This is a genomic window from Paraclostridium bifermentans, from assembly GCF_019916025.1.
Classification (GTDB): Bacteria; Bacillota; Clostridia; order Peptostreptococcales; family Peptostreptococcaceae; genus Paraclostridium; species Paraclostridium bifermentans.
The window spans coordinates 1,755,167-1,770,725 of the sequence record NZ_CP079737.1; the positions used below are offsets into that span (position 1 = coordinate 1,755,167).

General features: G+C 28.2%; 15 protein-coding genes. 1 reads left to right on the forward strand and 14 read right to left on the reverse strand.

The genetic code is table 11. The annotated features are described in order from the left end of the window. The first annotated feature begins 147 nt into the window (after positions 1 to 147). Complete coding sequence (gene nhaA, locus KXZ80_RS08470) at positions 148 to 1,281, forward strand: Na+/H+ antiporter NhaA (RefSeq protein ID WP_226883796.1); 1,134 nt, start codon at positions 148 to 150, stop codon at positions 1,279 to 1,281. A gap of 48 nt (positions 1,282 to 1,329) precedes the next feature. Here the strand turns inward: nhaA and splB are convergent, their stop codons facing one another. The 14 genes from splB to KXZ80_RS08540 form a co-directional block, all read right to left on the reverse strand. Continuing rightward, a complete protein-coding gene (splB, locus tag KXZ80_RS08475; protein ID WP_021433052.1) occupies positions 1,330 to 2,352 on the reverse strand; it encodes a spore photoproduct lyase in 1,023 nt (340 codons plus the stop codon). A gap of 182 nt (positions 2,353 to 2,534) precedes the next feature. Then, positions 2,535 to 2,777: a small, acid-soluble spore protein, alpha/beta type gene (locus KXZ80_RS08480; RefSeq protein ID WP_021433053.1), complete on the reverse strand. Its 243-nt coding sequence runs from the start codon at positions 2,775 to 2,777 to the stop codon at positions 2,535 to 2,537. A 141-nt stretch (positions 2,778 to 2,918) separates the two neighbouring features. Then, a complete protein-coding gene (gene fsa, locus KXZ80_RS08485; protein WP_021433054.1) occupies positions 2,919 to 3,563 on the reverse strand; it encodes a fructose-6-phosphate aldolase in 645 nt (214 codons plus the stop codon). Positions 3,564 to 3,584: 21 nt separating this feature from the next. Further along, complete coding sequence (locus tag KXZ80_RS08490) at positions 3,585 to 4,868, reverse strand: NupC/NupG family nucleoside CNT transporter (protein ID WP_021433055.1); 1,284 nt, start codon at positions 4,866 to 4,868, stop codon at positions 3,585 to 3,587. 130 nt (positions 4,869 to 4,998) lie between these two features. Continuing rightward, on the reverse strand, positions 4,999 to 5,820 hold the full coding sequence (locus tag KXZ80_RS08495; RefSeq protein ID WP_021433056.1) for a purine-nucleoside phosphorylase: 822 nt from the start codon (positions 5,818 to 5,820) through the stop codon (positions 4,999 to 5,001). Between the two features lie 63 nt (positions 5,821 to 5,883). After that, complete coding sequence (gene deoC, locus KXZ80_RS08500; RefSeq protein ID WP_021433057.1) at positions 5,884 to 6,549, reverse strand: deoxyribose-phosphate aldolase; 666 nt, start codon at positions 6,547 to 6,549, stop codon at positions 5,884 to 5,886. Between the two features lie 37 nt (positions 6,550 to 6,586). After that, positions 6,587 to 7,891, reverse strand: a complete 1,305-nt coding sequence (locus KXZ80_RS08505; protein WP_021433058.1) for a pyrimidine-nucleoside phosphorylase — start codon at positions 7,889 to 7,891, stop codon at positions 6,587 to 6,589. 12 nt (positions 7,892 to 7,903) lie between these two features. After that, complete coding sequence (locus tag KXZ80_RS08510) at positions 7,904 to 8,968, reverse strand: BMP family ABC transporter substrate-binding protein (protein ID WP_021433059.1); 1,065 nt, start codon at positions 8,966 to 8,968, stop codon at positions 7,904 to 7,906. Between the two features lie 168 nt (positions 8,969 to 9,136). Continuing rightward, positions 9,137 to 9,886, reverse strand: coding sequence for a response regulator transcription factor (locus tag KXZ80_RS08515; protein ID WP_021433060.1), 750 nt, complete (start codon positions 9,884 to 9,886; stop codon positions 9,137 to 9,139). Positions 9,887 to 9,895: 9 nt separating this feature from the next. Next, a complete protein-coding gene (locus tag KXZ80_RS08520) occupies positions 9,896 to 11,614 on the reverse strand; it encodes a cache domain-containing sensor histidine kinase (protein WP_226883775.1) in 1,719 nt (572 codons plus the stop codon). 139 nt (positions 11,615 to 11,753) lie between these two features. Then, positions 11,754 to 12,410 carry a 4Fe-4S binding protein gene (locus KXZ80_RS08525; RefSeq protein ID WP_021433062.1) on the reverse strand — a complete coding sequence of 219 codons (657 nt, stop codon included), beginning with the start codon at positions 12,408 to 12,410 and terminating at the stop codon, positions 11,754 to 11,756. A gap of 98 nt (positions 12,411 to 12,508) precedes the next feature. Next, positions 12,509 to 13,213, reverse strand: a complete 705-nt coding sequence (locus tag KXZ80_RS08530) for a C40 family peptidase (RefSeq protein ID WP_021433063.1) — start codon at positions 13,211 to 13,213, stop codon at positions 12,509 to 12,511. Positions 13,214 to 13,311: 98 nt separating this feature from the next. After that, a complete protein-coding gene (locus KXZ80_RS08535; protein WP_021433064.1) occupies positions 13,312 to 14,061 on the reverse strand; it encodes an alpha/beta hydrolase in 750 nt (249 codons plus the stop codon). A gap of 131 nt (positions 14,062 to 14,192) precedes the next feature. Further along, positions 14,193 to 15,509 carry a ClC family H(+)/Cl(-) exchange transporter gene (locus KXZ80_RS08540; protein ID WP_021433065.1) on the reverse strand — a complete coding sequence of 439 codons (1,317 nt, stop codon included), beginning with the start codon at positions 15,507 to 15,509 and terminating at the stop codon, positions 14,193 to 14,195. Positions 15,510 to 15,559 lie beyond the last annotated feature (50 nt).

Sequence of the window (15,559 nt, forward strand, 5' to 3'; positions counted from 1 at the left end):
TTGACAACATATCTACGTAAGAGTAGTATACCTTAATGTAAAGTTAATTTTATATGTTTTTAAAACTATTAGGGGGGATAATTAATTTTATGAAATCTAATATAAAAAATATAGTATCTTCTGAGGTGTTTACCAGGAAGCTTACTTATATGCGCAACTATAATTTCTATAACCTTAGCAAACAGTCCATTTTCATCTGTTTATCATCATCTATTGGGAGAATTTAAATTTTTAGGACACTTTAATATACATATGTTAGTAAATGATTTTTTAATGGCTATATTCTTTTTATTAGTAGGACTCGAAATAAAACATGAGTTACTATATGGAAATTTATCTAGCTTCAAAAAGGCTTCTTTTCCTATATTTTCAGCATTGGGTGGAGTTATTGTTCCAGCCATTATATTTATGGTATTTAATAAAGGTACTCAATTTGAAGCTGGTGTTGGAATTCCAATTTCAACTGATATAGCTTTTGCTGTAGGTATTTTTATGATACTAAAAAACAAATTAAATCCAGCTTTAAAAATATTCTTACTTTCTTTGGCTGTTGTAGATGATTTAATTTCTATATTTGTAATTGGATTTTTGTATTCTTCTAATATAAATTTCAAATTTTTATATTTAGCATTGTTTTTTACTGGTATTCTAATGTACATGAACATAAGACTTAGAATCAATAAAATTTATCCATATTTGATAATTGGATTTTTTATATGGGGACTTATATATTTAAGTGGTGTTCACGCTACTATAAGTGGTGTTTTAATTGCAATATCAATTCCATCTACTAAGCTTAGAAATGAAAAAAAACCTATTTCATATAAGTTAGAACATAAATTAAGTCCATTGTGCAATTTGTTTATACTACCACTATTCGCTTTAGCAAATACTGCAATAACCCTAAATTTAAATATAGATATTTCTAGTAGTGATACTTTAATCAAAGGAATTATAGCTGGACTATCAATAGGAAAACCGTTAGGTATAATGACATTTGCATTTATAGCAACAATGCTTGGTCTTACAGAAAAGCCTAAGGGCTCAACTTGGTTATCAATCTTCTCTGTATCAATACTTGCGGGGGTAGGCTTTACAATGTCTATATTCATCTCAGAAATAGCTTTTGCTAATAACCCTGAGTTTATAAGTATTGCTAAAATTTCTATATTGTTAGCATCCTTAATTTCAATAATTTCAACTTATATAATAGCTACTTTTGCTAGCAAAAACACTTCGTTTAACAAAAACTATACATTTAAACATAAAAAGACTGCTTAAAATAAAAGGCTTGAAACAATAATTTGTTTCAAGCCTTTTATTTTTTCACTATATAATATACTTAATTTCGCTTTTAGGAAATTCATTTAGTATGTTCTCTTTAAAAAATTCTTTCATATCTAATAGCTGTTCTTTTGTGTATACGTATTTGCCATATCCAAATTGCCCATATTTAAACGTTCTGTGATCATCAACCATTGGAAGAGTAGTTTCTGGAAAAATTTCTATTATTCTATTTTTTGCTTTAGTCGTATATCGATGAGAAATAACTTCAAAAGTAAGTGTTTCATGATAATTTTCAGGTAATGTATCTTTTATATGTTTTATTAATTTTTTATAGTCATCTTTCCAGTTTTCGTATAAAAAAACTGGCGCAATTATAAATCCTATTTTATACCCAGCTTTAGCTGCTTTTGCAGCAGCTTCAATTCTTTTATTAGAAGATGCCGTATAATGCTCATAAGAATCTATTATTTTAGGCGTGTTTATACTAAATCTTATTTCTGTATGATTATTATGATTTATATTTAAAAGACTGTCTATATCGCTATATTTAGTTACAAATCTAAACCTTCCTTTATCTTCTTTCCCAAAAAATTCTATTACAAGCTTTAGTGAATTTGTATAAGGTTCTAATGGAATTGGGTCTGACGTTGCAGCTCCCTCGAATATAGTTATCTCTGGCTCTCTTTCATCAATATACTTTTTAGTTTGATTTAATACATCATCCATGTTTACAAAAACTTTTACAAATGGTTTATCTCCTAATTGTGTATTTAAATAACAATATTCACACCTACCCATACATCCACTTACAATTGGCAATTGATAGTGTGCTGAAGGTTTACATGTTTGAAACTTTAAGCTGCTTCTTTTTCCAACAACTAAAGTTTCTTTTCCTGATCTGTATTGTTCAAATAAATTTCCTCCTGGAATGTTGCTCTTTACCCTATTTGATGTTAATTGTATAATTTCTACATTTTTATTGTCTTTCACCATGTCATAAATTTTTTTTCCAATGTATGTATCTATTGAGCCTTTTTCAAATATAACTCTTCTAGGATTAAACATTTTTTCACCTCTCAAAATTAATTATTTCTTATAGCTTCTCCAATTTTGCTTAAAGTAAAAGATTCCATGTTAATAATTCATAAATAATTAATAATAAAGTATATAAAAATATTTAGTAAACGTAATTTTATTAAGTACAAAAAATGCAATAGTTTTAACCTATTGCATTTTTATTAATTAACTTATTTTTCTTTGTTCATTTTCATAAGAATTTCTTCACCTTTAGAAACTAATGATTTAGTCATAGCTCCTCCAACTTGTTCTCCAGCAAGAACATTTTTAGATATTCCTTCTATAGTATTTTGAGGTGCATTACTTTCAACTTTACCACTTAGCATATTATAGTTATATCCAAGTTCATTAGCTATTTCCATTTTAAACATATTTAAAGCTTGTTTTGCATTGCTGTTTATTGTTTTACTCATTAACATACACCCTTTCATTTGTTTTACTTATACAATAGGATGCACTTAATTTTAAATATAATTCAATGGATTATATTCAAAATTAAATCTAAAAAAGACTCCTATATAGGAGCCTTTTAATATTGCAAACAAAATTTCATATTATTTTCCTTGTTTTTCATAGTCACTTAAAAACTTAGCTATTCCTATGTCTGTTAAAGGATGTTTAGCCATTTGTTCTAAAACTTTAAATGGTATAGTCGCTATATCAGATCCTGCCATAGCACACTCTGATACATGTATTGGATTTCTTATACTTGCAGAAATTATTTCTGTTTGCATATTATGGACTTCAAATATGTTTGCTATTTCACTTATAAGTTCTACTCCTATAGCACCTATATCATCTAATCTTCCTACAAATGGACTTACATAAGTTGCCCCTGCTTTAGCTGCAAGTAATGCTTGTTGTGATGAGAATATTAATGTAACATTTGTTTTTATTCCTTTTTCAGTTAATATCTTAACTGCCTTTAATCCTTCTATACACATAGGTATTTTAATAACTATATTTTTATGTAATTTAACTAATTCCATAGCTTCTTCGACCATTTTATCACACTCTAAACTTATTACTTCTGCACTTATAGGTCCATCCACTATACTACATATTTCATTTATAACTTCTTGAAGATCTCTACCTTCTTTAGCTATAAGAGATGGATTTGTTGTTACACCATCTATTATACCCCAAGTGTTGGCTTCCTTTATCTCATCTATATTAGCTGTATCTATAAATATTTTCATTTTAATATCTCCTTTTCATTTTTATAAAGCTACGATTGCTCCAACTATTAATGCACTTAAAACACTTACACAGAATCCACCTATCATACCTCTAAATGCTAATTCTGCTAGTTGTCCTCTTTTTTCAGGACAAAATACTGATATACCTGATATACAAATTCCCATACTAGATATATTTGCAAAACCTGTTAAAGATATCGCCATCATTAATCCTGTTCTATAATCAAGAGTATTTAGCATTTGTCCTAGTTCTCCAAAAGCAACAAATTCATTTAAAGCTAATTTACTTCCTAATAATTGTCCTGCTGTTAATATGCTTTCTTTTGGTATTCCCATGAAAAATCCTATAGGTGCAAATACATAAGATAATATACCTTCTAATGATAACCCTACTATTGAAAGTCCCCCATTAACTAGTGCAACTAAAGCTATTATAGCTATTAATGATGCTCCTATTCCAAGTGCCATATGCATTCCATCAGTAGCACCTTGAGATATTGCTTCCATTATATTACTATTATTTCCTTTGTTATCTATAGTTACCTCATCACTATTTATTGTAGTTGTAGCACACTCTACAACAGCAATAGTGTCTGTTCCATTTTCATTCTCTATTGTTTCACTACTTACTTTTTCAACTTCATATACTTTTTCTGGAAGTATTATTTTAGATATTATTATACTTCCTAAAGGAACTAAAGCTCCTCCTATTAATAAGTATTGCATTGGAATTCCAAGCCCTGCATATCCACCAAGAACAGTAGCTGACATACTACCCATTCCTGATATTAGAACTAGCATTATTTCACTTTCAGTCATCCCAGATAAATATTTACTTACAAGTATAGGTGACTCTGTTTGTCCTAAAAACATATTTGCAACTGCAACGAAACTTTCTACCTTACTTGTTCCTAGTACTTTTTCTATTGCTCCTCCTATAAGCTTAACAACAAAACCTATAAGACCTATATAATAAAGTGCTGCTACAAGCGCAGATATAAATATTATATTACCTAAAACTTGAATACCAAATATCATTCCTGTTGGTGCACCTGCATCTGCTAAAGGTCCAAATACAAATCCAAGACCTTGTGCTCCATAACTTAATACTTTTGTTACAACGTCTGATATTTTTTCTATACCTATTCTTCCTAAAGGAAACTTTAATAATAGAAATGCTAAAACTACTTGAATTCCTAAAGCTTTTAATATCATCTTTTTATTGATATCTTTTTTATTTGGAGATACTAAATATAATCCTCCTAATAAAAGAGCTATCCCTATTATATTTAACACTATTGCCATTTTAATCGCCCTCGTTTTTCTATATGATAAGTTTTTTGATTGGTGTGATTTTTAATCAGATATTATTGATATTTTTAAATACCAACAATATCTGATTAACTTTATATGTTAGTTTTTAATTTGACGTTAATTATATTTCATGAACTATACTTTTTACTAAACTTAAGAATTGTTCTTTTACTCTTTGCGTAGTTTCTATTACCTCTTCATGATTTAAAGGTTGGTCAAGTATTCCTGCTGCCATGTTAGTTATACAAGATACTCCTATAACATTTAATTTACTGTGAGATGCAACTATTACTTCTGGTACTGTTGACATTCCAACTGCATCTGCTCCTAATATTTGAGCCATTCTTACTTCAGCAGGTGTTTCATATGTTGGTCCAGTGAAGAACGCATATACACCTTCTTTTATATCAATATTTAATTTTTTTGCACATTCTCTAGCTAATTCAACATATTTTGGAGTATATGCAGTTGACATATCCGGGAATCTTACGCCTAGTCTATCATCATTTTTGCCTATTAAAGGATTGTTTCCTCCCAGGTTTAAATGATCTTTTATTATCATTAAATCTCCAGGATTAAAATCTTTATTGGCTCCTCCTGCAGCGTTTGTTACAAATACAGTTTCAACTCCAAGAGCTTTCATAACTCTTACAGGGAATGTTGTTTCTTGCATTTTATATCCTTCATAAAAATGGAATCTACCTTGCATAGCTACAACATCTTTTCCTTCTAATTTACCTATTACAAGTTGCCCTTTATGTCCTTCAACTGTTGAAACAGGAAAGTTTGGTATTTCATCATAGCTAATTATTACAGGATTTTCTATTTCATCTCCTAAAACACCTAACCCTGATCCTAGTATAAGTCCTATAGTTGGATTTGAATTTATTTTAGATTTTATATAATTTGCACTTTCTGTTATTTTTTCATATAAGTTGTTCATTATATATACCTCACTTTTCTATTTATGTTTGTTTTTTAAAACGTTTTCTTATTATGTAAATTTTTAATATCCTGTTACTTCTTCATTATTTATTATTTTTATTATAGAACTTGTTCCAAGTCTTTTAGCTCCATTGTCTATAAATCTTTGGGCAGTTTCTAAATCTTTTATTCCTCCCGCAGCTTTGATTAATACATCATTACCTACATTTTCTCTAAATAAAACTATATCTTCTAATGTAGCTCCTCCTGTACTAAATCCTGTTGAAGTTTTTATAAAATCAGCTTTAGCTTCAGTTACGCACTTACACATTTGTATTTTTTCCGCTTCACTTAAAAGGCATGTTTCGATTATTACCTTTAATACTTTATCTTTACAAGCTTCTTTTATAGATTTTATTTCATTTGTAATTTCTTCAAATTTTTTATCTTTTAACATACCTAAGTTGATTACCATATCAACTTCATCTGCTCCATTATTTATAGCATCCTTTGTTTCAAAAACCTTTACAGCTGTAGTATTGTATCCATTTGGGAATCCAATTACTGTGCAAACTTTCATATTATCTCCAACAAACTCTTTTGCTTGCTTTACAAATGATGGAGGAATGCACACAGATGCCACATCATATTTCATTGCATCTTCACAAATTATTTTAATATCCTCCCAAGTAGCTGTCTGCTTTAATAAAGTGTGATCTACAGTACTTAAAATCATTTTTTTATCCATGTTTACTCTCCTTATGTCTACTTTTTATTGAATTTAATTATTCTATTATTTCATGTATTATAAAGCTTTTTACTGGTTTTTCATTTCTTATATCATAAGCCTCTTGTAATTGTTCTTCCGCTTTTTCAAACTTATCTTCATCACTTGAGTATAAAGTTGCTAAAACGTCTCCTACTTTTACAGAGTCCCCCATTTTCTTTTCAAGTATTATTCCTGCTCCGTAGTCTAATTCATCATCTTTAGTGTGTCTTCCTGCACCTGTAAGTAATGATGCTATTCCTACTTTTTCTGCATTCAAATCATATACATATCCTTCTTTAGTTGCCTTTACTTGATGTACTAATGGTGATATTTCAAATAATTCAGGATTTTCTATAACTTTTTGATCTCCGCCTTGAAGAGTTGCTAGTTCTTTTAATTTGTTAAGAGCTGAACCATCTTTTAATACGTTTTCAAGTTTTTCTCTTCCTTTTTTAACGTCTGGTTCTATATCTCCTATTTTTAGCATTTGAGCCCCTAATTGTAAGCATAATTCTCTTAAATCTTCAGGTCCTTCGCCTTTTAAAACTTCTATAACTTCTTTTAGTTCAAGTGCATTTCCTATTGCATATCCTAAAGGTTCTCCATTTAATGTTATAGCTGCTGATGTTTTTCTACCTAAACTATTTCCTATGTTTACCATAGCTGTAGCAAGTTCTTTTGCATCTTCTGCAGTTTTCATAAATGCTCCCTCACCGTACTTAACATCTAATAGTATAGCATCAGATCCTGAAGCAATTTTTTTACTCATTATACTTGCAGCTATTAAAGGTATACTGTCAACAGTTGCAGTTACATCTCTTAGCGCATATATTTTTTTATCTGCTGGAACTAAGTTTTGAGTTTGTCCAGCTATAACTAAACCTGCATTTTTAACCATATCTTTAAATTTATCTTCATCAACTGATATGTTAAATCCAGGTATAGATTCTAATTTATCTAATGTTCCACCTGTATGTCCAAGTCCTCTACCTGATAGTTTTGCAACCTTACCTCCAGCTGCACATACCATAGGAACTAAAATTAAAGATGTTTTATCTCCAACTCCCCCAGTACTATGCTTGTCTAATTTAATTCCCTCTATCATACTTAAATCTACTACATCCCCTGAGTTAACCATAGCCATAGTAAGGTTTGCTGTTTCTTCTTTAGTGAATCCATTTAAATATATTGCCATCAATAATGCTGATGCTTGATAATCTGGTATTTCACCATTAGTATATTTTTCTATGAAAAACTCTATTTCTTCTTTAGATAATTCCTTTTTATCTCTTTTTTTAGATATGATATCGTATACTCTCATTTTAATATCCCCTTATCTATTAGTTTTATAGTTGTTTAACTTAATCCAGGAATTCAATTGTTCAGAGCTCTTAGGTATTATTATGTTTTTATTTATTATGTCATTTTTAATTAATTCTACATTTTTAATAGTATTTTTTTTAATTTCAACGCTTGATCCTTCTCTTGTATAATCAATTACATTTTCTCCAAGGCCAATCGTGTGTACGCCTGAACTCCATGAATTATTTTTAATATTTTTTACTTCTTGGTATATAATGTCATTTGCATATCTTGTAGCAGTTGCTACTATATGTTCAGGAGCAAAAGAATTTTGATTTCCGTCTACTCCAAATGCATACTTATTAACTTGCTTTGCTGCTAAAAAAACTCCTATTCCAGATTGTCCTGCTAATTGTTGAATATAAACAGCTCCTTTATTATACATAGAAAGTGCAATTTCTTTCGCTTTTGCAGGGTCTGAAAAATCTCCTACTACAGCTTTCATAACATTTACATCAGGATTTACATATTTAACTCCAGCTTCAAATCCAATGGCACCTTCATTTAAATACTCTAAATCTTTTCCTAGTATAATTCCAACTGACTTATTTTCACAATCAGCTAGTTCAAGTCCCGCAATAACTCCATTTAAAAATGTTTGTTGTTCCCATTTTGTACTTATAGAACTAACGTTCGGTAGTTCTAATTTAGAATCAATTATAGTAAATTTTTGATTTGGAAACTCTTTCGAAACCTTTTCAACAGCACTTTCTTGCTCTCCTCCAACAGAAATAATTAAATCGTAGTCTTTTAGCCTAGCATACTCTCTAGCAAATTTTTCATAATCATTCTTGCTTTTTGATTGAGTATAATCAAACTCTACCCCTAATTCTTCTTGAGCTCTTAATATTCCATCATAGCATAAATCATTAAAAGCCTTATCTCCTAAACCAGCTTCATTAAAGATAATTGCTATCTTTGTGTTTTCATTACTTTTAACCTCTGATTTAGTTTCTTTGCTTTCTTGTTTATAAGCAATTATCATAATTAATAGTAAACCAGTTAATATAACAAGTTTTTTATAGTTTAATTTCATTTATTAATTATTCCCTTCTGCTTTAATAATATTATATTAAATAAAACGTTTTCACTCTATAAACCCTATTGATATAAAGTTTTAATTTTTTGATATGTTTGTATATCTATGTCTAAATATATTGACATTTTTTGCACTATATTGACATAGATATACATTATTCTTTAACTATCTATCATCCTCAGGTGATATTCCTTTGAATTTTTTATAACTCCTTGAAAAATAACTTGCATTTGTATATCCAACTTCTATTGCAATTTGAGAAATTTTCATATCAGTATTCTTTATTAGACTTTCCGCTTTTTTCATTCTATAGTTAGTTAAGTAAGAACTAAAGTTTTCTCCAACTTCTTCCTTAAATAACCTTGAAAAATATTCATGTGATAAGAATACATAGTTAGATATATCTTGAAGAGATATGTGCTGTTTATAGTTTTTATGTATATAATCAATTGATTTTTTTATAGTTTTTGAATATCCATCCTTACTTTCACTTAAGGTACTCTCTTTTTGTAATCTACTTACCCTGTTCTTTTCTAATTCTTTCACAGACTCATTTACTTTATCTAAAATTTCTTTTAATTCTTTTGGCCTAATATCTGATTTTACTAAGTATTCATACACTCCACAACTTATAGCTTCTTTTGCATAAGAGAATTCAGCATAATTTGTGAGTAATATAACATAAATATCTGGAAAAACTTCTTTTATTTTTTTTGTAAGTTCTATTCCTCCCATTATTGGCATTTTTATGTCACTTATAATTACTTTAGGTTTTAGGTTTAATGCTAATTCATATGCTTCTTTTCCATTTGATGCGCTTGCTAGAACATTAAATTCATTGGAAATATTTGAAATAGTATATGCTATCCAATCTCTTATAGGTGCTTCATCTTCTACTACTATTATATCTAACATATTTACCTCCTAATTTGGCAGTATAAAAGTAATTTTAGTTCCTTTACCTTCTAAACTATCTATCTTTAATCCATAATCTTGTCCATAATTTAATTGTATTCTTTCATGTACATTTATAACTCCAACACTATTTATGCTAGCTTCTTTATTTAAAACGTGATCTAATTTATCCTTAGACATACCTATTCCATTGTCTTCTATAATTATTCGTATACTATCTTTTAGACTATAACCTTTTATATTTATATACCCTTTATTATTTTCCTTTTCCATACTGTATAATATTGCATTTTCTACGATAGGCTGAAGTATAAATGATGGTATTTTATAATCTTTTATATTTTCATCAAATTCATATTCTACGTCAAAACAATTAGGGTATCTCATCTTTTGTAGCTCTACATAATTTTTTATATTTTCTAACTCCTCTTCCAATGTAATCATTTCACTCGCTCTAGGTAAAATACTTCTAAGTAGTTTTGTAAACCTATAAAGCATTTCTTCAGCTACTTCTGTTTTATTCATTGAAACTAAAAATCTTATACCACTTAATGTATTGTATAAAAAATGCGGATTTATTTGAGCCTGTAAAAAGCTTAGTTCAGCTACCCTTTTTTGCTTTTCATATTTCTTAATATCTTCTATTGATTCATTTAATCGTTTTACCATGCTGTTAAAAGAGCTTTGAAGTTGACCTATCTCATCATCTCTATCAACCTCTACTTCTACCTCTAAGTTACCTTTCATAACATATTTCATCTTATCCTTTATCTTTAAAATAGGATTTGTTATCCAAACTGATATTTTATATGTAATTATTAGTGCCGGAATGCTTATTAATGCGATTATATAAAGTGTCCTTTGAGCAATTTTATTAGATACTTGCGACATTATATTCGAAGGTATAACTTGAATGATTTTCCATCCATAGGAGTCTATATTAGATTTAATTTCGATATTACTTGAGTTCATATTATGGGAATTTTTATTAGATTTATATTTTGTTCCTATTAATCGTTTATCTTTACTTGAAATTATATTGTCTGTAGAATCCACTATATAAACTGAGGTTCCTTTTTCCAGAAGATCTGAATATCTATCATATAGCATTGTTTCGCTTATATCTATAATTAAAACGCCTAAAGTTTCATTAGTTATAAAATCTTTTATAACTCTACCCATTTTTAATATATTCTTATATGGTCCAATCCCATTTTCATCTCTATATGTATTTATAAGAACTGTATTTCCATTTGCTTTTACTATTTTTTCATACCATTCTTGGTTTTTAATATTTTCTAAATTATACTTATTTTTAGAGTATGTTCCATAGCTCAAACCGTTTTCTCCAACTATGTATAACTCTGGCTTCATATTAAACTTTCCATATTTAAAAATTTGGTCCATTAATAAGCCTTCCACATAATCGTAATTTTCTTTGTTTACTGTATCATCTTGATGCTTATCTTTTGGATTAGATAATATGTCTATTAGCTTGTTATCTGCGACAATATTATTTCCTATACTTTCTACATTTGAAAGCAATATTGAAATATTATTAGATATCTCATCTAATACTTGCAATCTCATTACTTGTATTTCTTCTTGGACAATCTTATTACTATCATTTATAACCCAGGCACTAATAATTCCTGTTATAAATACAATCAAAACAAATATCAATAGAAATAGCTTAAATGTAATGCTATTTGTTTTTATTATAATCACTCCTTTTCTCTTAGATTTCCAACTAATAATTTTATCTTATGTGACTCTTTAAATCAATATTTTTATATTTAAAACCAAGTATACAAAAATAAGCATAACAAAATTGTGTATCAATTTTATATGCTTATTTTTATATGTTTTATTTATCTTTTCTGTCAACTTCTAACTTAATAGAATCTTTAGGACATTTATAAACACACTTTTTACAGAATATACAATCAGAATCTTCTACTAACCCTTCTTTATATTCCTTTGGTGAAATTCCCATTGGACACGCTTTTGTACATAAACCACAACTTACACAGCTATTATTAACTTCTAAGTTTAATTTTCTACCTTTTACTTTTGCTACAACTGCTGATAAAGTTCCCATTGGGCAAAAACTACACCATGTTCTCTGATTGTAAAAAAGATCTAAAATAATTCCTATTATAGATGTTATTACTATTATTTTATAAAATACAAACCCTATTCCATATAGGTTTCCCCAATTTTTATATAATCCCATTGAGAAATTAAATATTATAAATAATACCATAAACGCCCTAAATAATTTGCTTTTTAAAATTTTAGGCACTTTCTTTTTAGGCGAAAACCTAGATAGTACGTTTTCATAAAAATTACCTCTTGGACAATAATTTCCACACCAATAACGTCCTTTTCCTGAAAATGCAACTGCAATTGGTGCCACCATACATATTATAGCTATAATAGCAAATCTCATATCAAATAATGATAATATTAAAAAAGTTAAAAATATTAAGTATCCATACTTTTTATAAAGTTCTTTAACCATATTTCTCCTCCTAGTTAAATTTAATTTATCTTATGAATACATAATATAATTATTTGATATTTTTTTCTGTGACTTTGTAACATTTCTTATTTTTTACACTAAGGTCTTCTTGCTCCTTTATAATGTGTTTCATAGTAACCTGTTAATTTTGACTTTTTAATTCCAGCCTTTTCATTTGCAGCATGTACAAATTCATTGTTTCCAACATACATACCTACATGACTTACTCTACCTTTTCCCATAGTATCAAAGAATACTAAATCTCCTACTTGTAAGTCTTTTTTATCTACAGCTTTTCCAAATTTACTTTGTTCATATGAAGTTCTTGGTATGTCTTTTCCTAATGCATTTTTATAAACATATTGAACTAATCCTGAACAATCAAAAGAATTTGGTCCAGTAGCTCCCCACACATATCTATTACCTACTTTGCTTTCTATTAACTCAACCGCTTTATCCATATTATTAGATGTAGATATATTTGTATTATTTTTTTCTACCGGTTTAACGGTATTCACTAATGAACTTTCTACATTAGTTTTATTTGAATTTTGGTTGTAATTGCTAATCTTACTGCTATTTATATTGCTTTGCAGTGTTTGCAATGAATCCAAACTATGTTCATCTTGATTATTATTGCAATGACAACTGCACTTGCAATTGTTTGTTGGAATATTTTCTATTGCATTTTCTAAAATTAAATTAAATAAATCAAGCTTATTATTAAACTCATTTTTATTATTTGTATTTGCTTGATTTACTGCATTTAAAAGCTTAATTGTGACTAATTGGCTTACATCCATTCTAAATCTCCTTGTTCTATATTTTTTTAAAATAACAAAAAATAACCATACATATTTAATACGGTTATTTTTTAATTTTATTTAGTTTTAATTTGTATTTACTTTATGGCTTCTAAAAACTTAATAATATCGCTAGATGTAATATTTATTTGATCTTTATTGCTTATTAAAGATTTTCCATCACCTTTTTGTTCTCCATAATCTCCAAATCCAGCATGATTTCCTCCTGGAATTTCAATAAATTGAGAGTTTGCAGGCATTACTTTTTTTGCATTTTTTACTTTATTTAAATCTGCAACTTTATCATTACTTCCCCATAAAGATAGTACATTTATACCACTCTTTGTAAAATTCTTATTATCTTTAGGATATGATGCTAGTAGCACTAAACCCTTTATTTTATTATCTTTTAACGCATAATCAGAAGCCATAACCCCACCTAATGAGTGACCTCCTATAACCCATGAATTTATATCTGGGTACTCATCTAATATATTCTTAGCTTTATTAGGTGATAAAATTGCTAAATTAAATTTCATTTTACTTAATATAACAGGATATCCTTTAGACGCTATCTCTTTAGCCATAGGAGAATACGCACTATTTTCTACTTTAGCTCCTGGGTAAAAAACAAATCCAACTTTCTTTTTATTTGATTTAGGATTAAAGAAAATATCGCCATTTTTTCCAGTTTCAACATTCACGTTAGAATCTGACTTTAATGATTTTATAGCATATGGTTGTGATTTATAGTAAGAACCTGTGTAAACAAAAAATATACCTGCAATTATAGTTAAAATCACAACTATACTAATACTAATCTTATACTTCAAAGGTTTCTTCTTCATTATGTTACTCCTTTTTTTATTTTCATTTTAATCCTATAATATATTCTTAGTTTTGTCTATATGATAGTTGTTTATATCAAATCTTTTAAAATAAATAAAAAGTACTAATAGAATATTTCTATTAGTACTTTTTATTTATTTTGAATTTTTATTTTATTTTCAAGTAAAGAATCATAAATAGGAGGACAATTTAATAAATTTGCAACTACATAAGCTACTCCACAAACAACTATACTAGGACCTAATTGAGTAAATGCTCCACTCATTTCAAATACTAGTATAAGTCCTGTAATTGGAGCTCTTACAACTGAAGCAAACATTCCTGCCATTGATAGCATTATTATATTATTTATTAAATTAGCATCCATTCCTACTAGGAATATACTTGTTTTTGCAAATATAATTCCAACTAAACTACCTAATGCTAATATAGGAAACAATATTCCCCCAGGTGTATTTGGAGCAAAGCTTATAAGTGAAAATATGTACTTAGCAGCTAATATAATTACAGCTATTCTTATAGTTAATCCATGAGAAAATAAGTTGTTTATAAGGTTGTCTCCACCACCTAGTACTTGTGGCATACACATGCCAAATAAAATTGCTGCCATAAATGAAATTATCATTTTATATCTTGTTTTCCAATTTATATTAGAAAAAATATCTATAGTTTTAAGCAATCCTTTATTATATATAACTCCACAAAATCCAATCACTATCCCTAATCCAACTAAAAGTATATAGTATTTAGGAGGTATATCTATAAGCTTATCTACCTTTAAAGTATGTTTTTCTCCAAAAAATATCCAAGTAACTAAATCTGAACTTACACATGCTGCTATAGATGTTGCAAATAGCATTGGCGAAAAACTTTTATGTACTTCTTCTAAAACAAACATGACTCCTGCAAATGGAGCATTAAAAGCTGCTGCAAGTCCTGCCCCTGCTCCACTTGAATATAAATACATTCTCTCTAATTTGTCTAATTTCAATTTTGATGATATACCATGTGCAAAGCTTGCAGCTAATTGAATTGATGGCCCTTCAATTCCCAATGATAAACCAGCTCCCATAGCTAAAACTCCATTTATAAATTTACTTATTAAAATTTTAAAAGAGTTTATGATGTTCAATTTTCCTTTTAAACAGCCTTCAATTTGTGGAATACCACTACCTGATATCATAGGTTCCTTCTCTACTGAATATCCAACTATATAACCAATAATAACAAACACTAGTATTCCTAAAATTGTATAAATAAAATGTTTTGACATAAGATCATATGCATATAAGCTTACCTTTTGTGCATAACTTGTACAAATTCTATACATAGATACCAAAAGTCCCCCAATACCACCTATCAATGCACTTTCAATTATCACTTTTATTTTAAATATTTTTGAATTATCTTCAAATTTATTTAAAATATTAGTTTTAACATTTTTCATTTTATCACCTCGTAATAATATTACCCCTAATTTAAGAATATCTAACTACA

Coding starts and splice junctions, on each gene's coding strand:
- splB (WP_021433052.1), bottom strand. CDS start 2,352: ATGTTTAATCCTAGAAGAGTTATATTTGAAAAAGGCTCAATAGATACA.
- KXZ80_RS08480 (WP_021433053.1), bottom strand. CDS start 2,777: ATGAGTAAAACAATAAACAGCAATGCAAAACAAGCTTTAAATATGTTT.
- fsa (WP_021433054.1), bottom strand. CDS start 3,563: ATGAAAATATTTATAGATACAGCTAATATAGATGAGATAAAGGAAGCC.
- KXZ80_RS08490 (WP_021433055.1), bottom strand. CDS start 4,868: ATGGCAATAGTGTTAAATATAATAGGGATAGCTCTTTTATTAGGAGGA.
- KXZ80_RS08495 (WP_021433056.1), bottom strand. CDS start 5,820: ATGAACAACTTATATGAAAAAATAACAGAAAGTGCAAATTATATAAAA.
- deoC (WP_021433057.1), bottom strand. CDS start 6,549: ATGGATAAAAAAATGATTTTAAGTACTGTAGATCACACTTTATTAAAG.
- KXZ80_RS08505 (WP_021433058.1), bottom strand. CDS start 7,891: ATGAGAGTATACGATATCATATCTAAAAAAAGAGATAAAAAGGAATTA.
- KXZ80_RS08510 (WP_021433059.1), bottom strand. CDS start 8,968: ATGAAATTAAACTATAAAAAACTTGTTATATTAACTGGTTTACTATTA.
- KXZ80_RS08515 (WP_021433060.1), bottom strand. CDS start 9,886: ATGTTAGATATAATAGTAGTAGAAGATGAAGCACCTATAAGAGATTGG.
- KXZ80_RS08525 (WP_021433062.1), bottom strand. CDS start 12,410: ATGGTTAAAGAACTTTATAAAAAGTATGGATACTTAATATTTTTAACT.
- KXZ80_RS08530 (WP_021433063.1), bottom strand. CDS start 13,213: ATGGATGTAAGCCAATTAGTCACAATTAAGCTTTTAAATGCAGTAAAT.
- KXZ80_RS08535 (WP_021433064.1), bottom strand. CDS start 14,061: ATGAAGAAGAAACCTTTGAAGTATAAGATTAGTATTAGTATAGTTGTG.
- KXZ80_RS08540 (WP_021433065.1), bottom strand. CDS start 15,509: ATGAAAAATGTTAAAACTAATATTTTAAATAAATTTGAAGATAATTCA.